This is a genomic window from Paenibacillus pinihumi DSM 23905 = JCM 16419, assembly GCF_000422505.1.
GTDB classification, from domain to species: domain Bacteria; phylum Bacillota; class Bacilli; order Paenibacillales; family Paenibacillaceae; genus Paenibacillus_D; species Paenibacillus_D pinihumi.
Genome location: NZ_KE383866.1, coordinates 92,262 through 111,013, shown reverse-complemented (window position 1 = coordinate 111,013; position 18,752 = coordinate 92,262). Strand labels below are relative to the sequence as shown.

Annotated in this window: 9 protein-coding genes; 8 read left to right on the top strand and 1 reads right to left on the bottom strand. The window is 49.9% G+C overall.

All coding sequences use genetic code 11. From position 1 onward, the window contains the following. Positions 1–54 precede the first annotated feature (54 nt). The 3 genes from H583_RS0124275 (at position 55) to H583_RS0124265 (ending at position 14,032) form a co-directional block, all read left to right on the top strand. Positions 55–9,012: a hemoblobin-interacting domain-containing protein gene (locus H583_RS0124275; protein ID WP_028562753.1), complete on the top strand. Its 8,958-nt coding sequence runs from the start codon at positions 55–57 to the stop codon at positions 9,010–9,012. Between the two features lie 113 nt (positions 9,013–9,125). Beyond that, a complete protein-coding gene (locus H583_RS0124270; RefSeq protein WP_036710905.1) occupies positions 9,126–12,833 on the top strand; it encodes a discoidin domain-containing protein in 3,708 nt (1,235 codons plus the stop codon). 281 nt (positions 12,834–13,114) lie between these two features. Further along, positions 13,115–14,032 carry an aminoglycoside phosphotransferase family protein gene (locus tag H583_RS0124265; RefSeq protein WP_028562751.1) on the top strand — a complete coding sequence of 306 codons (918 nt, stop codon included), beginning with the start codon at positions 13,115–13,117 and terminating at the stop codon, positions 14,030–14,032. 130 nt (positions 14,033–14,162) lie between these two features. Here H583_RS0124265 and H583_RS0124260 read toward each other — a convergent pair whose 3' ends face one another. Continuing rightward, the gene (locus tag H583_RS0124260; protein WP_028562750.1) at positions 14,163–14,513 is read right to left on the bottom strand and encodes a hypothetical protein; all 351 of its coding nucleotides are present in this window, start codon (positions 14,511–14,513) and stop codon (positions 14,163–14,165) included. A gap of 198 nt (positions 14,514–14,711) precedes the next feature. Between H583_RS0124260 and H583_RS0124255 the strand changes: the two genes are divergently transcribed. From H583_RS0124255 to H583_RS0124235, 5 genes are all read left to right on the top strand, one after another. Beyond that, entirely contained in the window at positions 14,712–15,203 is a 492-nt protein-coding gene (locus tag H583_RS0124255) for an NUDIX hydrolase (RefSeq protein WP_028562749.1), read from the top strand. Between the two features lie 343 nt (positions 15,204–15,546). Next, a complete protein-coding gene (locus H583_RS0124250; protein WP_028562748.1) occupies positions 15,547–16,545 on the top strand; it encodes a phosphotransferase in 999 nt (332 codons plus the stop codon). Positions 16,546–16,574: 29 nt separating this feature from the next. Further along, positions 16,575–16,982, top strand: coding sequence for a VOC family protein (locus H583_RS0124245; RefSeq protein ID WP_028562747.1), 408 nt, complete (start codon positions 16,575–16,577; stop codon positions 16,980–16,982). A 169-nt stretch (positions 16,983–17,151) separates the two neighbouring features. Further along, entirely contained in the window at positions 17,152–17,580 is a 429-nt protein-coding gene (locus H583_RS0124240; RefSeq protein ID WP_051236931.1) for a hypothetical protein, read from the top strand. 58 nt (positions 17,581–17,638) lie between these two features. Continuing rightward, on the top strand, positions 17,639–18,658 hold the full coding sequence (locus tag H583_RS0124235; RefSeq protein ID WP_028562745.1) for an alpha/beta hydrolase: 1,020 nt from the start codon (positions 17,639–17,641) through the stop codon (positions 18,656–18,658). Positions 18,659–18,752: the final 94 nt, after the last annotated feature.

Genomic DNA, 18,752 nt, shown 5'->3' with positions numbered 1-18,752 from the left:
TTATAATAAGGTAAAACTGGCGTACGATGCCATCAGGCAGGAGTTGAATATGGAATGAACAGGAAAGGGAAAAGGCTTGTGTCCGTAGCTTTATGCCTGCTGCTGAGTATTAGCAGCATGCCGGCGTTTGCATCTCCCCGGACAGATGATTTGCAGGGGCACTGGGCGGAAAAGCAAACAAGGAAATGGATTGAGAAGGGATTGGCAAGCGGAACGGGAGGAGGGAAATTTGAGCCTGACCGCGGAGTGGCGCGGGGAGAGTTTGCAAAGCTGGTGAACACTGTATTCGGTTTTAAGAGCAGCAAAAGCTCTGCTTTCACAGATGTAGATTCCAACGCCTGGTACGGACCACAGGCAGCGGCAGCGCTGGAAGCAGGCTTTATGAGCGGTTACCCGGACGGCAGCTTCAAGCCGCAGGCGGTTATCACGAGACAGGAAGCCGCCAAGGCGGTAGCTGGATTATTCCATGTACCGTCTGCTGGTGAGCAGGTGTTGGACAATTATCGGGATCAGGCAGATGTTCAGTCTTATGCCAGAGCTTCACTGGCAAGCTTGCTGTCCGCCGGTTATTTGAAGGGCTACGCGGATGGATCGCTGCAGCCGTCAAAAGCAATCACCAGGGCGGAAGCGGTTACACTTCTTGATCGTCTTGCGGGAGAGGTACTGAACACACACGGAACGGCTACGCTTGGAGAGACTGCGGGCAGCGTCCTCATCAATACTACAGGCGTAAGACTGAAAGATACCGTCATTAACGGAAATATACTGCTGACGGCCGGAATTGGCGAGGGGGATGCCTGGCTGGAAAAGGTAACGGTCAAGAAAGCTGTCTATGTCGGCGGCGGCGGGCCGAACAGCATACATATTGCCGACTCCCGCATCCAATCCCTTGTGGGCGATCATCCGAAATCCAAGGTGCGGGTTGTCATCTCCGGCGATTCCGAGATTCAAAATGCTTCTGTAGGCAGCAATATGCTCCTGGAACTGGATCAGAACGCCAAGATTGATAGCTTGGTTGTAGAGGAAGAATCAGAAGCTGCAGCAATTACTGCGAAAGGGACGATTGGCTCGCTTAAGGTGCTGTCAGCGTCTGTGCTGATCAATGACAGCCGCATCGAGAAAGGGGCGGAGCTTGCTGTCAAAGACGGTGTCGTTATGAAGGCCGACGGCACGCCTCTGAAGCCTCAAGGAAGCAGCAGCTCGGTATATGTTTCGGGCGGTGGAAGTTTGTCAATCCCTCCGCAGCTCACTCCGGCTGCATCAGGCAATATTGCGGGGAGCAGCATCGCAATTACATTCCCGGACAATGCAGCCTGGCGCGGAGCAATCCGCAGCATTACGGCGGGCGGCAAGGCAGTCTCTGCGGGCAACTACACGATCGCGCCCGGTGTTATCACTCTGCATGCACCGGTATTTGAAAGAAAGGGTGACTATGCGATAGAGGTAAATGCCTCAGGGTACAACAAGGCTTCTGTAACGCAAAAGATGGGCGAGTGGAAGCTGAGCTGGAACGATGAGTTTGACGGAAATGCTGCTCAGCCGGATACGAATGGCGTAGACTTGACGAAGTGGGGCTACCAGGAAGGGACAGGATCACAGTATGGTCTGGACGGCTGGGGCAACAATGAACAGCAGTATTACCGCAAGGAAAATATTAAGGTTGAAGGCGGCAAGCTGCTTCTCAATGCAAGGAAGGAAGCCGTCGGCGGCAAAAATTACACATCCGGACGTTTGTATACGGAACCAACCTTTTCTCAGACGTATGGCCGCTTTGAGGCGAAAATCAAGCTTCCGGCCGGACAGGGATTGTGGCCGGCGTTCTGGATGATGCCGAAGGACAGCGAGTATGGAACATGGGCATCGTCCGGTGAGCTGGACATTATGGAAGTAAGAGGGAGACTGCCGGGTGAGGTGGACGGTACGATTCATTTTGGCAAGCAATGGCCCAATAATAAATCTGCAGGAGCCAGTTATCATTTCAAGGCAGGAACAGATATTACGGATGAGCATGTCTACGCTGTAGAGTGGGAGCCTGGTGAAATCCGCTGGTATGTAGACGGCGAGCTGTACCAGACCCAGAATAATTGGGACAGCACGGGCGCAAATCAGCCTGCCAAGTTTGCCTATCCCGCACCATTTGATAAGCCCTTCTATATGATTCTGAATCTGGCAATCGGCGGAAATTACGATAATGGTGTCATGCCGACAGATGATCTGCTGCCGGCCACGATGGAAGTTGACTATGTACGGGTCTATGAGCTTGATGGTATTCCTTACCGTACGCCGCAGGAGCCGGTCGTTGTCAAGGAGCCGCTGCCTGAAGGTGTCAAACAGCCAATAGACGGAAATCTGGTCTATGATCCTTCATACAGCCGTGACCCGAAAGCCATCACACAGCCGAATGTTGGATTGGACCCGCAATATTGGAACTTTGTCACGATTGATACGTTTGGTGGAAGCGGCACAATCACCAAAGATCAAGTTGACGGCAAGCCGTTTGCTAAAATCGATATTAGCAATAGCGGCAATGCTGCGCATGCTATACAGCTTATTCAGAATGTGACGCTGGGCAAGGGCCGCTGGTATAAGCTGAGCTTCGATGCAAAATCGGACAGCAGCCGCAATCTTGCAGTTAAGCTGGGCGGGGGAGAGACGCGCGGATGGTCCTCTTACTCCGATACTCTGGAAGCCAAACTGGGTACAGCGGTGCAAAGCTATGAGCTGGTATTCCAGATGATGCCGGATACGGATGTGCTGGCACGGCTGGAATTTAACCTAGGGCTTAACCGGAGTCCGGTCTGGATCGGCAATGTGAAGCTGGTGGAGACAGAAGAGACAGACCCTTTCCGTGAAGATGCGCCTAAAGAGCCGCTCAACGGCAACCATGTCTATAACGGAAAATTCAATCTCGGCCGTATGGACCGGATGACCTATTGGAAATTGGAAACGGATACGGGCACAGCAGCAAGTGCTGCCGTGAAAGAAGGGCAGCTTCATATCGCGATCAACAAGAGCGGTTCAGAGCCTGGATCAATCAGGCTCGTTCAGAACGGCATTCAGCTCATTGAAGAAAATGACTATCAATTAACGTTCAAAGCAAAAGCGGATACACCGCGCAGTATTCGTGCCGCGCTTCAGCAAGAGGACGGTACTGCCGCTGCCGATATGCAAAAGCTTGCCTTGACTACAGAGTGGCAGGATGTGACAGCGAACTTTACAACAGCAGCCGGCGGTAATGATTCTGGCGGCAAGCTGGTCTTCCAGCTTGGCGGTGAGCAGGCAGGGCTTGCGATTGAAGATATTCGTCTTATCCGGCTGACGGATAACCATATAGGTGAGTTGCCGCTTGAGGAACAGTTCCCGCTCAAGAACGGAGATTTTTCAGCTGGCAAAACCAATTGGAGCGAGCATGTGCAGGGACGGTATGACGGCTATGGTTCCAAGGCGGAATTAAAAGCCGAAGACGGAGAAATGCGAATCGGCATTGATGACGAGGGCAACAATCCATGGGATATCATGCTCATGCAAAATGATTTCCCGCTGCATAAGGGGCAAGTTTATGTGGTATCGGCGGACTTGAAATCAACGGCGGAACGCGGCGCCGAAATCGTGGTTGATGCCGAAAATCACCGTTATGTATCTGAACATGTGAACCTGACAAAAGACTGGCAGACGTTCAGCTATGAACTGCCGGTAACAGCGGACTTGACAACCTCCTTCAAACTGCTGCTCGGCAAGCTGGAAGGTGCAGCCCAGCTGAATGCGCATGAAGTGTCAGTCAGACAGGTGCGCGTTGAGTTGAAAGATGCGCGGACCAAAGCATTTCCGCTGCGCAATGGTGATTTTACAGACGGAATGAACGGCTGGAGCAGGCATGTTCAAGGCGATTATGAAGGCGATTCTAGCGCAGTTATAGAAGTGGTCAACGGCGGGCTGAAGGCGGCTATTGAGAGCCACGGGGTTAACCCGTGGGATGTCATGCTCATTCAAGAGCCGGTTCAGCTGTACAAAGATAAAACCTATATCCTCTCCTTCGATGCCCGCTCGACAATGCCCAGAGATATTGAGGTGGCGGCAGAGAACAACAGCTATCATCGTTATTTGAACTGGAAGGTGCAGTTAGACAGCACAACACAGACGTATCATAGCGAGTTCACACCGGATAAGGATGATATCACCGGTCTGAAGTTTCTGCTTGGCAAACCGGCTGAAGGCGTACCGGGTGCGCATGATGTCTGGTTCGATAATATCCGCCTGGAGGTGAAGGGGGCGAAGGAAGCGGCAGGGGAGAAGGTGAAGCCGGGGAATGATATCAGCCTCCCGGCTGCTCCTTCCCTGACTTCTGATGCTGCTGACAATGCAGTTGGCTACGATATCGACATTACGTTCACAGATAATGCCGCCTGGAGGCAGGCCATTCGCAGCGTACTTGTTAATAATGAAGCTGTGGAACCTTCCTCCTATAAGTTGTCTTCAGGCAAGCTGACGCTGGACTACAGCCTGTTCCCGGAAGCGGGGAGTTATCGGATTATTGTTCGTGCCGATGGCTATGAACAGACAGAAGTCGCCCAGCAGATCGAAGAAAAGGTTATGTGGAGCCTGGTGTGGCAGGATGAATTCGACGGCAGCGGGGACAATCTGGATACAAATGGCGTAGACCTGGACAAATGGGGCTATCAGCAGGGGACCGGGTCCGATTACGGACTGGTCGATTGGGGAAATAACGAGCAGCAGTATTATCGGAAGGAAAATATCAAGGTACAGGATGGCAAGCTCATCCTTGAAGCCAAGGGCGACGGCTATGGCGGCAAAAGCTATACATCAGGACGGTTGTTCACCGCGGACACCTTTACGAAGGCCTACGGAAAATTCGAGGCGCGGATGAAGCTTCCGGCAGGACAGGGATTATGGCCGGCCTTCTGGATGATGCCGAAGGATAGTGAATACGGTGTTTGGGCCTCATCGGGTGAGTTGGATATTATGGAAGCCAGAGGGAGACTGCCGGGAGAGGTTGACGGCACGATACATTATGGAAAGCAATGGCCGAATAACAAGTCGACCGGAGCCTCCTACAAGTTCCCGGCAGGGGAGAGCTTCGAGACCTTTCATACGTATGGGGTAGAGTGGGAGCCGGGCGAAATCCGCTGGTATGTAGACGGGCAGCTCTATCAGACGGTGAATGACTGGTATAGCTGGGAGCAGGGGCAACCGGACAAATATGCATATCCGGCTCCATTTGACAGACCGTTCTATATGATTATGAATCTGGCGGTTGGCGGGATGTACGACGGTAACAGGCTGCCTGATCCATCTGTGCTCCCGGCCAGGATGGAAGTGGACTATGTGCGGGTATATGAGCTGACCGGGCGCGATTATCTGGAGCCAGCCGAGCCTGTCATCGTGAAGGAGCCGATTCCGGATAACGGGAAGCCGGAGGCAGATGGCAATCTGCTCTATGATCTGAATTTCGAGCATGGGATTACAGACATTGCTTCATTGGATACACCGCTGCATCCGCTCTATTGGAACTTCCTGCATACGAGCAATTTTGGTGGTGCAGGATCGGTTAATATCGATACGATTGAAGGCAAAAAATTTGCGAAGGCAACAATTACGAGTGGCGGCAACGCGGCTCATGCGCTTCAGCTTATTCAATATGCAACGCTGGTAAAGGGGCGCATCTATGAGCTGAGCTTTGATGCGAAGGCTGCTGCTGCCCGTTCCATCAGCGTTAAATTCGGCGGAGACGACGACAACGGCTGGGCTGCATATTCGGATAATTTTGATGTGCCGCTGAAAGATACGGTGCAGCGATACACCTACCGTTTTGTTATGGAGCAGGCTACCGACCTGACCGCCCGTCTGGAGTATAACCTTGGGCTGAATACAAATGCAGTCTGGATCGGAAATGCGGTGCTCAGGGAAGTGGATGTCCTGTCCGAACCAAATGCCGCCAAAGAGCCGCTCGATAACGGCAACCACATTTATAACGGTTCGTTCGATCTGGGGACAGTGGACCGGATGAAATATTGGGAGCTTGAGCAATCAGGCAGCGCTTCAGCACTGGCGGCTGTTGATCCGGTGAGAAGACAGCTGGAGCTCAACATTAAGGATGGCGGGAGTGCGATTGACTCGGTTCGTCTGATTCAGAAGGGCCTTCAATTGCTGCAAAATGATGAATACAAGCTGACCTTTGATGCGAAAGCACTGACACCCCGCACAATTGGCGTAAAGCTTCTGAACCGTGACGGCTCAGTCGTCTATCTGGCAAATGAGGCGGTCATGCTGGATACCAATATGTCACAGCGGGAGCTGGTCTTCACCGTACCGCCAAATGAAACTGAACGGCAAGCAGTGCTTGTGTTCGAGCTTGGAGGCGCCAATTCAACACTTACATTAGATAATGTAAAGCTGATTCGTACGACGAACCACAATGTTGATTATTCAGGGGTGGAGCTGTTCCCGCTGGATAATGGCGATTTCTCAGCAGGCCTCACGGGCTGGGTGCCGTTCACCCAGGGTGCTGCTGCTGCATTTACGGCAGAAGACGGCGTTGCGAAGATTGCCATTGCAAACGCAGGCTCCGAAGCCTGGAATGTCATGCTGATGCAGGAGAACCTGCCGCTTTCCAAGGGAATGACCTATGTGTTGTCCTTCCGTGCCAGATCAACGGCAGCCCGGGATATGGAGGCCGTACTGGAAAATGCGTCCTACACGCGCAGATTTGATTCCGGCTCTATACAGGTGACAGGGGATTGGAAGACCTATCATTATGAATTCAAAATGGCTGCCGATGACAGTGTGACCTTCAAACTGCTGCTCGGCAAAACGGCACATAGTCCGGCGGGTGCGCATGATCTGTTTATTGATGATGTTGTGCTGGAGGTCAAGAATGCGCCGGTCAAGCGCCCGCCCACCTTGATGACAAGTCCTGAAGGGGCGCTTGCAGGCCAAACGGTGGAGCTGCGATTTGCAGATCATCCGCAATGGCGTACAGCCGTCTCCGAAATATGGATTGACGGAAACAGGCTTGAATCCGGGCAGTTCGAGGTACTTTCCGGCATGATCCGCATCGCGCCAAGTGCAATGCCAGTCGACAAGCTCTACAGGATTACCGTAAAAGCAAGCGGCTTCGCGGATGTGACCATTCAGCAGCAGGTGCTTGCAAGTGACGGCAATCTGGTGTTGAACGGCGGATTTGCCCGCGGGACTGCAGATTGGGAGCATTGGATGGGAGAAGGCGGAGATTCCAAATTTGCTGTGGAAGATGGTGCCGCCCGAATGGATATTTACTATCACGGAGGCCTGCATCCACAATGGGGCGTACCGGTATCATGGTCGACGCAATTGATGCAAAGCGGCATTAAGCTGGAGGCAGGCAAGTCTTATGAGCTAAGCTTTCGTGCATGGTCGTCTGCGGACCGCCCGTTTCTCGTTGAACTGGGAGGCTACAACAGTAATCAGCAGGATGCATTCTCGCTAACAGGGGACGCATCGGCTGTATTCACGAAGAGCATGCAGCCTGCCCGGGCGACAACGCTGTCGCTTAAATTCCTGCTAGGCAATGTCATTGAGGGCGGGACGGTTACGCCGGATGAGCCGCATACGATCTTTATCGACGATGTCTCCATTAAGGAGGTCAAAGCGCCTCCAGTACTTGCAGCCGATCAATCCGATAACAAGCTTGGACAGCATATTGAACTTGAGTTTGCCGATCTGGAGGCTTGGCGGCAAGCAATTGAAGCGGTCATCTTGGACGGCGTCCCTGTCCCGGCCGACAAGATTCACATTGAAGCAGGGAAGATAACACTTGACTCCTCCTTGTTCAGCAAAGCGAAGAGCTATTCAATCTCTATCTTGGCATCCGGTTACGGGCCTGCCGAGATTACACAGGAGATTCGCACAGATGCGGCGAATGTGGCACTTCACAAGACAGCCAGCGCTTCAAGCGCCAGACAGGCAGCAGCAAATGCATTCGACGGCAACTCAGGCACGCGCTGGGAATCCGATCCATCCGATCCGCAGTGGATCGCGGTTGATCTTGGCCGGGTTCATGTCTTGGAAAGCGTGGTTCTTCATTGGGAAGGTGCGTTCGCTAAAGCTTATAACCTTCAGGTTTCTTCCGCTGCATCACCGTCCGAATCGGATTGGACCGATATTTATTCGGAAACAAACGGCAGCGCGGGACTGAAGCGAATTGAGCTTAATGGTGAAGAAGCCAGACATGTCCGCTTGCTCGGTACCGCCAGAGGCACGGAGTGGGGGTATTCCTTGTGGGAATTCGAAGTGTATGGGAAAGCAGCTGGTCCGGCGCTCAAGAGTCCGCCAGCATTGATTGCTGACGATTCCAATAACCGGATCGGGCAGCCGATGGAGCTTGTATTCCCGTCCGATACCGAATGGGAGCATGCCGTTCAGGCAGTATATGTGAATGGAAGCCAACTGACTGCTGAAGATCAGTACACACTCATTTCCGGCAAGCTGATCCTTTCAGCGGAGTTGTTTTTGACAGCCGGCAGCTACACGATTACTGTTGAAGCTGATGGATATGACCCGGCAGAAGTCATTCAGCCGGTGACAGAGCCGCAGAATTTGGCGCTCCGTAAGCCGGTTGCAGCTTCAAGCGGCCTTAACCCGCAATTTGTGACGGATGGCGATTCCGGGTCCCGCTGGGAAGCGGACTGGCAGCGTAACGAGCTGCCGCCTTTCCAGCCGGAATGGATATATATTGATTTGGAATCTACACAAACACTGGAGTCAATCCGGCTTGTATGGGAGACAGCCTATGCGCGGGCATTGCTGATTCAGACGGCTCCGGAAAGCAGTGACCTGTCAGCAGATAGTGCTGACTGGCAGACTGTACAATCGCTTGATCGTACCCTTGCTGTTAATGGCAAATTCACAGAGACTGTTCTACTTAACAATGCAGAGGGACGATATGTAAGAATTTATATGACAGCCAAAGGACTTGAACCGTATGGTCCCTCGCTGTATGAAGTGGAGTTGTTTTAAACCCAAACGAATAATCATACATGGATTCACGCAACCGCAGCTGCTTCTGCTGCCTCTGGGGGGAGGAGCGGCTGCTTGCGATAAATATCTTATATTTTAGAAGGAGGATTCTGATGGACTTGAGAAGGAAAATGAAAGGTAGAGGCTGGGTAAGAAAGGGAATGCTGTATACACTGATTGCGGCTTTGGTGGTGACGCTGGCTGCTGTGCCGGCGCCGGTGAAAACGTATGCGGCGGATTCGTATTTGCTGTCGTTGAATCGTACGGCGTATGCATCCTCATCAGAAGGCGGAAACACAGCTAATTTGGCGGTAGACGGCAATCCGGGATCCCGCTGGTCAAGTGAGTGGGGCAAGGATCTGCAGTGGATTTATGTTGATTTGGGAGCTCCGGCTGTCATTGACAGAGTGAAAATTCAATGGGAGGGCGCATACGCCACTTCTTATAAAGTACAGACGTCCAATGACGAAATGAACTGGACGGATATCTATTCCACTACAACCGGAAGTGGAGGTCTTGATGAGCTGACGGTGTCAGGCAATGGACGTTTCGTCCGTGTGCTTGGGCTTCAGCGGGCGCTTTCCCCTTACGGCTATTCCATCCATGAACTGGAGATTTACGGCACCGGGGGCGTCAATCAGCCGCCATTGAATTACGGGCCGAATGCAGCGCTTAACCGCCCGGTAACGGCATCCTCCTATGAGCAGTCCGACTATTTGCCGCCAGGCGCTACATTGCCTCAAAATGCAGTGGACGGCAATTCCGCGACCCGCTGGGGATCAAATCATACGAATAATGAGTGGATTTATGTGGACCTGGGCAGCAAGCGGACAATCGGCCGCATCGTGCTGAACTGGGAATCAGCAGGGCGTATCTTTGATCTGGATGTCTCTGATGACGCTTCCAATTGGACGACGGTCTACCGTGAGATGCTTGGCGATGGCGGCAAGCAGGATATTCCGGTCTATACTTCCGGCCGCTATGTCCGCATGAAGGGGATCAGTCGCGCATCGAGCTTTGGCTATTCCTTGTTTGATTTTGAAGTGTACGACTATGTGGAAGGCCATCCGAAGCCGGTTCATAGCATCCCTGCCTTGCCGACACCAGTTGTGGTTCAGGCAGGAGCAGGAAGTTACTTGACCAGGGACATCCAGATGCCGCAACCGAAATATCCGGCTAACAAGGCGGCGAGCGTAACGACGCCTATTGATTCTAACGGCTGGTGGCAATCTCTTATGGTGAAGAAGCTTGGTGATCCGATTATTACACTGCCGCTGAAATCAGAATTCACCCCGCAAGGGCTAGGTATACTTAATCCGGGAGCGGGGTGGCTCAGCAGTGACGGCCGTGCAGTCAATGCCGACGGCACTCCTGACTTGTACCTGATGTCCAGCAATATCAATACGTCCAAAATGTCTACTCGTGTAAACGGTTACGGGGATTTCTCCGTCCACGCTGCATTAAGCGACGACAACACAGACAAGATGGCGGTTACCTTCACAAAAGGCTCGCCATACCTGTTCAGCCGTTTCTCTGATCCGAATGCAGTAGAAATCTACGCTCCGGCAGTCAGCCAGGCCGTAGCCGGCAATGGCAACGCCATTCTGGCACAGGATGGCGCGACGTATACGGGAGACCATATCAGATTGACGATTGCCAATGTGGACGGCAGTCCGCAAGCGGTTCCGCAAACGCGTCATTATGGCATATTTGCTCCCCCGGGAACGGTGTTCCAGAAGGTAGGGGCGAAAATTAAAATCCGCCTTGGCAGCGGGCAGTCCTATCTGTCACTGGCTGCTTTGCCAGCACCTGCCGACCTGGCCTATTATCATCAGCATGCTTATGCTTTCATTACAGATACGAAGGTGAACTACAATTATAATGCAGCAACGGCCCAAGTGACGACGAACTTCGAGGTACAGACACAGCAGGTGCGCACCGGCTTCTCCAATCAGACCTTGCTGGCACTGTTCCCGCATCAATGGAAAACGACGACTTCTGCGCTGACTGCCCGGACCTACCCGTCCATTCGCGGCACGCTGAAAATCAGAGAGGGCAATGCCTTTACGACTGTCGACAGGTTCTATGGCATGGTGCCGCAATTTACCGAGCCGGACAATCCTGAATACTCCCGTCAGCAAATGCTGAATTATTTGAACATTCTGGATCAGGAGACGACAGGGAACCTGATGGCGGCAGATGCTTATTGGCAGGGCAAACGTCTTCATCCATTGGCGATGGGCGTACTGGCGGCCAATGAAATGGGTGAGACGCAATTGCGCGACCGGTTCCTGTCCCGTATCCGTACGATTTTGACGGACTGGTACACCTACACGAACGGCGAACCGGATTACTTCCTGTACTACAATGATGATTGGGGTACGATGTACTACAGAGTCAGTGAGTTCGGGGCGAACTATGGCCTGACGGATCATCACTTCACGTACGGTTATTATGTATTCGCTTCTGCGGTCCTGGCAACATTCGATAACCAGTTCCGCACGGACTATGAACCGATGATTGACCATCTGATCCGCGATTATGCGAATCCGTCCCGTACCGACTCGATGTATCCGCAGTTCCGCAGCTTTGACCCGTATGAAGGCCATTCCTGGGCTGGCGGTTACGCGGACAACAAGAACGGCAACAACCAGGAAGCAGCCGGAGAATCTCTCTTTGGCTGGGTTGGACAATACATGTGGGCGCTGCTGACAGGCAACCAGGCCTATCACGATGCGGCGGTCTACGGTTTCACGACCGAGTTGAAGTCGGTAGAGCAATACTGGTTCAACTATGACGGCGACAACTGGCTGCCGCAGTGGACGCACAAGTCCGTAGGGCAGGTGTATGGTTCCTCCTATTTCTTCGGGACGTTCTTCCATGGTGATCCTGTCTATGTATACGGCATTCACTGGCTGCCAACAGCAGAGTATTTGACGAGCTACGCCTTTAACAAGGCAAAAGCGGCCGATCTGTATGCAGGCTTTATTGCAGACAACGGCGGCGAGAAGAACGTGTGGCAGCATATTATTTGGCCTATTCAGGCGCTGAGCAATCCGCAGGCTGTTCTGAACAAATGGTCCGCAACAGATATGCAGCGCAATGAAATTTTCAATACGTATTGGTTCGTTAACAGCATGGCTTCTCTCGGGGAGCGTACGACAGATATATGGGCTACAGGTTATAGTGCGGCATCGGTCTACAAGAAAAATGGCCAATATTCCGCTGAAATCTGGAACCCGTCGAGCAATACAGTAACCGTGACATTCCGCAATGCTTCCGGTATTACCGGTACAGCTGTTGTAGGGCCGAAATCGCTCGTCAGAGTGAATCCGCAGCAAAATGTAACTGCCGGCGACAATTGGACGCCAATCGGTGACGGCGGCGGGGAGAATCCCGGTCCAGGCGGTCCGGAGACTCCAGGCGGTAATCCGGGCAGCAATCTGGCGTTAAACCGTCCAGTGACGGTATCTTCATCAGAAGATCCGTTTGCGGGAGTGAATGCAGTAGACGGAAGCACGGAGACCCGCTGGGCTTCGGTGTACAGTGCGGAGCCGCAATGGATTTATGTTGATCTGGGGAGCAGCAGGCAGCTCAGCAAGGTAAAATTGAACTGGGAGGCTGCATATGCCACCGCATACAAAGTGCAGGTATCCAATAATGCTTCTGATTGGACCGATCTGTACAGCACAACAACCGGAGATGGCGGAATTGATGAAATAACGGTCAATGGTTCAGGCCGTTATGTGAGAGTGTATGCAACGGAGCGGGCGACCATCTTCGGCTACTCACTCTATGAATTTGAAGTGTATGGTTCTTAATGATAGGGGATTAGCAAATTGACAGAATGAGTTTTAAGTTGAAGTGCAATTCATTAAGGCATGCAGTTTTAATGAAATATGCGAGAGCCGTTCCAGCGCCATGCAAGTTTGGCTGGAACGGCTCTTTTATTTTGCCATCATTAAATGCAAAAAGAGTCATGGAACCAAGATAGAAATCTCATTGTGATATATGAACTGGATGGGTAAAATGAAGAGATAGACAGTTGACCGCACGATTACAAGTACACCAATCTTCATAGAAACGGGGAAAATATTCATCTATGGAATTAAACTATCATTTCAAGCCGGATGAACAGGATAAGATCAGAAGACGATTTGGCAAGGATTTTTATGAAAAAGCCTTGAGAGATTTAGAGGTTTACAAAGCCAGTTGGCAGTTGGCCTCATTCCAGCTTATCCCCTCTTATTCGGCAAACCTGATATTTACTTGCGAATCAGAAAAGCATGGGGATGCGGTGCTCAAAATTGGGGGAGTCTCTTCCAAGGAGAGCTTGGCAGAATTTCACGCGCTGTCCGAATATAACGGGGGGCGGTTCTGCAAAATTTTTGATGCGGATATGGAGAATGGAATTATTCTCGAAGAACGCATACAGCCTGGAAACCCTTTGAGAGAAGAAGCTTCTCTGGAGAAGAGGCTGGAAGTCTTTTGCTCCCTGCATCACGATTTACACATAGCCCCGTCGAATCAGGATGTTTATCCGACATACGCAGAATGGGTCACCCGGATCACAGAATATATGAGCAGGCGGGAGGATTGCCCTCAACTGTACGCCTATATGAAGAAAGCGGAAGAACTGTGTTTGGCTTTATCTGAATTGTATCCTCAAAAGCTGCTGCTGCACGGTGATCTTCATCATGACAATATATTGCTTGGGGCAGAAGAGGAATATGTCATTATTGATCCGAAAGGTGTCATCGGCGATCCTATCTTTGATGTGCCGAGATTTATATTAAACGAATTTGATGAAGAGATAACAGACGAACTGGGAGAGAAAATAAATACGATTATCGCGATTTTGGAGAAACATCTGTATGTTCCGGGTAACGTTTTGCGTCAATGTCTCTATATCGAAACGGCAATGGGGGCTTGCTGGTCCGTAGAGAGTGGTGCAGCACCTGAGGAATTTCCGAGACTGATTGCAGAGGTGGCTTTTGCCGAAAGACTTATGGCGAACTAAATCCGGATTGCTTTTCAAGATTGAATTTTCGTTCTATGGCATGACAAAAATGGCGGGGAAACAGCTGCAGCTGTTTCAGCTCGCTGCAGTCGCCCCCATACCCGGCTTTCATCTTAATGAAACAGATGGATTAATTAAAAGAGGAAGGAGTTACGCTTACTGTCGGCCATGCTGCAGGATAAGTCAATTTGTATTTGTAAGTTCCGGCAGGCATATAGTAGTAATACCATGTTCCATATCTAAAATAGTCTTCTAAATGACCGCTGCCTGCATAGAAAGAATGGAATAAAACATCACCATTCGGCGTTTCTCTATAAAGTTCATATTCCAAAGCCCCATATACTCCATAAAAGAAAAAATAGTAGTCAACTTTAAAATGGCCTCCCGGATGTGTATAAACTCCTGTATACTCCTTTTTTTCTGCAAAGGCAGTTGCCGAAAAAGCAGAGAAAGCGAATACCAGTACAAAGATTAGCGACATGAGTCTTATTTTTTCATTTACTTCCTCCTTGAAATTATAGAAAATTGAACCTGAATTTTGTAAAGCCCGGCTTCCCTCCTCTCATAAATAACTCAATAAGCTAATTCTTTAGCCTAAAAAATATATATGAATGAGTATTCTTTTTATAACCCATAAAAAGTAATTTTTTCTATTATTATAAAGGCAGGTGTGCCAAACATGTTTTATGTCAATTCCCGTGCCATTATCGAACGGTCATTTGAAGGTCATACCGAAATCGTGATTCAGACGCGAAACAAGCCGGGCTGGCCGCAGCAAATAGAGCTTCCTGGCGGGAGAATCGAGATGTATGAATCATGGACAGCTGCGCTGGTCAGAGAAGTCAAGGAAGAGACCGGATTAGATGTTGTGGAAATCGAAGGCGAACATACCCGGATAGACACGGCTGGCATTGATCCTTCTATGGAAGTGGAGTGTATCCGTCCGTTTTCCGTCTACCAGACAATCAAAGGCCCAATTGATTCTGTTGGCGCGTATTTTCGCTGCAGGGCAGAAGGGGAGCTTGTTAAGACAGGCGATGAAACAAGTGACCCCAGATGGATAAAAGCCGTTGACCTGCGAAGGTTAATGGATGATAATCCGCTTTCCTTTTCGGATGTAGACAGGGCGGGAATTATGTTTTATCTCCAAAATCAGATGGAAGTTTCTTAGCGGTCGTGCAGCACAAACGAGAAATACGGCTGCGGTATTCCTTGCTTGTGCTCTGTAAATCTGCAATTCCATATATCCGCTTACCCTTGAATCATAATAACTTTTTCCGTTAGCCCAAGAAAATATATATGAATAACATTTACGTTATAACGGGGGAGAAATCTTTTTTTTACCAATAAATTGGGAGTAAGTCTATGAATCCATGTTTGATGTACATGTTCAAGCTTTTATCAAAATAAAGTTAACTTTAAACTATTAAATGCAGCACTGAATATATCCTTTTACAATGCAGGCATGACTCAGAAAGTTGTTAGGGCAGATATCAAATTGAGGAGGGATGTTATTGCAAAATTATTTCACCCGGTTGTTTCATCAATATTTCCACTCCACCAGTTATTGCATCGAACCAGTTCCGTTTGGTCTTACCAATCAGACCCGCATTCTAAATGTCGATGGCTCCAATTATGTGATGCGGATTTATAACAAGTATACGAAGGATGCGGAGAGCCTTCGTTTTGAAGCTCAGATTACTTCCTATTTATGTAATAGCGGAGCCTCATTTCAGGTACCGGAGTTTCTTCCGGCACGATCCGGGGATGATTACATCCAATTTGAAGATGGCAGGCTTGGCGTGGTTGTTACCTTTCTCGAAGGCAGTCCGCCAGATTTATCAGAGCGTGAACAAGCGGTTGATTTTGGCACAGTAGTTGGGGAAATTTCTTCGATACTTGCCGAATTTGATCTCTCCAGGACAGACTGCCGGGGAACTCCATTTACCGAAATTTATAGCATTCATCCGCTTGCTAGCCGGGAGGCTATTGCTTCTTTTTTTCGAAGCCCTCCATTCCATCTATCTAAATCGCAGATAAATTTTTACAGGGATATGGCAGCCCATGTGGAGCAATCTGTTCAAAAATTAAAAGAACTGCCTGCGCAGCTTGTTCATCATGATGTGCTGGCCTTTAATTTGTTGTCCCGGAACGGAAAAATCAGCGGGGTGCTGGATTTCGATTTTGCTTCGTATGATATTGCATTTATGGAGTTTGCAATCAGCTTCAATCATATTCTTCAAGTGTCAAATGGCTCGCTTTCGATGGCGGAAGCCTTCATTCAGGGCTATGCCCGGCATTGCAAAGCGTCCATGGAGGAAATTCGTCATTTGCTTCTCTTGACCAGGTTGTATCATATTGCAGTTCTTCATATTTACATTGGTCAGTATTATGCAGGCAGCAATATTGAAATTAACTTTAATTATATTCTTGATCAGTTCATGTCCCGGGATAATTGGTTTAATGAATATGATAGAATAGTGAAGGAAATGTTAGTCCGGTATTTGATTTGAGTACTTATTGTTAATTGGAGGGAATGAAGGTGAAAATTTCACGGCTGGATCATCTGGTTCTTACAGTCAAGGATGTCGAGAAATCATGCAAATTTTACAATGAAGTGCTGGGCATGGAAATTGTGACCTTCGGACAGGACCGCAAGGCAGCTTCGTTCGGTGAGCAAAAAATTAATTTTCAGGAAGTAGGCAAGGAAATCGATCCCAAAGCGAAGTATCCGACCCCGGGATCAGGCGATTTCTGCCTGATTACAATCGATCCGCCTGCAAGTGTTCTTGAGCATTTAAAGAAAAAGGGAGTGCCTGTTGAACTGGGACCTGTGCAGCGTACGGGTGCGCTCGGGCCGATCACATCTATTTATATCCGGGACCTCGATGAGAATTTGGTGGAAATCTCCAGCTATACGCAAGTACAGGTACGAGGAAAGCAAAGCTGAGTTCAGCATCATTTTTAACTTGCATAACCGAAAAGAATGGACAGGATTTGGATTCCTGTTCTTTTTTTGTGTCAAAAAATGATTAGTAAAGGTACAAAGAGGGAAAAATAAGTTTCAGACTTTTGCCATTTCGTGTGATTTTACATTAAGAGGATGCTTTCCGGATTCGATGCCTTCGCTTAAGAAGCATCCCGGCGAATTTACAGACAAAGGAGCGGGCAAAGCTATGGATGCATCGGGCAATGCCAAAAAGCCGTCTGCAATAACGGCGGTTCAGATATTATTGTATCTTGCTGCGTTAGTGAATGTTGTCAACGGTTTTCTGGCCATAGGAGATACAGGAATCGTGAAGAAAATCGTTTCTGCCGCAATGATTCTTATCGGCACCGCGGCACTATGGGCAGGGCTTCAGTTGAACACGCCAACTGCTGCCAGACGTAATGGCACTTTGGTGCTGTGCGTGCTCATGATTGTTTTGAGAGTAATTGAGTACGCAATTTGGAGCAGTGTCGGATTTTTGCTCGGTATAATCTTGCCTGTTCTTGTCATTTGGAGGCTGAGCAGTGCGGAGACCAGGCAATGGTTTGGAATCCGCTGATCCGGAAGAGAGGCCATCTTCAAAGACGGATTCAAATTGCTGGGAGGAAGATAAGGGAATGAGACTGTTGAAAAGGGTGCTGCTGGTTATCCTCTCGGTTATATGTGTAATTGTGGTTGGTATTCTGGCTTTTGCTGCTACGCCTCTTTCTGCCTGTAAATTTCCGGATATCGCATCGGATGTGTCATCGGTAGGAGAGGGAGAAGCAGGTGAAAATACGGCGAGCCGGCTTGTCACCGATCACGTCCGGTATACGGAAGCGAGCGATCATACTCAAATTGCTTATCGAAACTACTCGCCGGCCAACCCGAAAGCAGTTGTAATTTTTTATCACGGATCAGGCGCCAACAGCGGGGCAGGCTATCAGCCGGTCGGCATCGGATTAAGCGAGAAATATGGCATTGCCACGTATTTGCCGGATATCAGGGGGCATGGATTATCCGGGGGCGAACGCGGGGATGCCCCAAGTCTGCAGCAAATATATGATGATGTCACATTAATGATTGGGACGGCGCATAATGAATTTCCTTCCTTGCCGGTCTTTCTGGGCGGACATTCGGCCGGGGCCGGACTGATCGTCAACTACATTAATTCCCCGGGGCATGAGTTCGTCAATGGCTACCTGTTTGTCGCGCCGGATTTTGGACTGAAGTCGAATACCATTTATGAGGACAACGGGCATTTTGCAACAGTATGCCAGAAGGCATATATCGCCCACGCGCTGACCTTCGGTTTGCTTAAAGGCCATGCAATCGGGGTCAAGTACAACTATTCGGAAGAGCAGATGGAATCCGATATTGGTCTCGTGCAATATAACAGCGTCATTATGTCGCTGGCATTAAATCCGGGCAAGCCGTCTGAGGAGGTAGCGCGAATCGATCGTCCATTTGGCTTATGGGTTGGAGCGGGAGATGAGGTCATGGACCCGAACAAGGTTGTAAAATTTGCGGATCTGGCCAAGCAGGTCAGGGACGAGTCGACCGCCCAGATTGTTCCTGGAGAAAAGCACCTGACGATTCTGGAGGATACGGCCAGTCTGATCGGACCCTGGGTACAGAAATTTCTTGCTGAAAAATGACGGATACCATTCGGTTGTATCTTCCGCTTGCAACGTTGATGCCATTCGCTGAGTTACATGGAAGCTTACCAGCCAATCACAATGATTGGCTTTT

What these genes read in the sequence shown, in the direction of transcription:
- H583_RS0124235 (WP_028562745.1), top strand. Translation starts at nt 17,639, where the DNA reads ATGAGACTGTTGAAAAGGGTGCTGCTGGTTATCCTCTCGGTTATATGT.
- H583_RS0124270 (WP_036710905.1), top strand. Translation starts at nt 9,126, where the DNA reads ATGGACTTGAGAAGGAAAATGAAAGGTAGAGGCTGGGTAAGAAAGGGA.
- H583_RS0124240 (WP_051236931.1), top strand. Translation starts at nt 17,152, where the DNA reads ATGCCTTCGCTTAAGAAGCATCCCGGCGAATTTACAGACAAAGGAGCG.
- H583_RS0124265 (WP_028562751.1), top strand. Translation starts at nt 13,115, where the DNA reads ATGGAATTAAACTATCATTTCAAGCCGGATGAACAGGATAAGATCAGA.
- H583_RS0124255 (WP_028562749.1), top strand. Translation starts at nt 14,712, where the DNA reads ATGTTTTATGTCAATTCCCGTGCCATTATCGAACGGTCATTTGAAGGT.
- H583_RS0124275 (WP_028562753.1), top strand. Translation starts at nt 55, where the DNA reads ATGAACAGGAAAGGGAAAAGGCTTGTGTCCGTAGCTTTATGCCTGCTG.
- H583_RS0124260 (WP_028562750.1), bottom strand. Translation starts at nt 14,513, where the DNA reads ATGTCGCTAATCTTTGTACTGGTATTCGCTTTCTCTGCTTTTTCGGCA.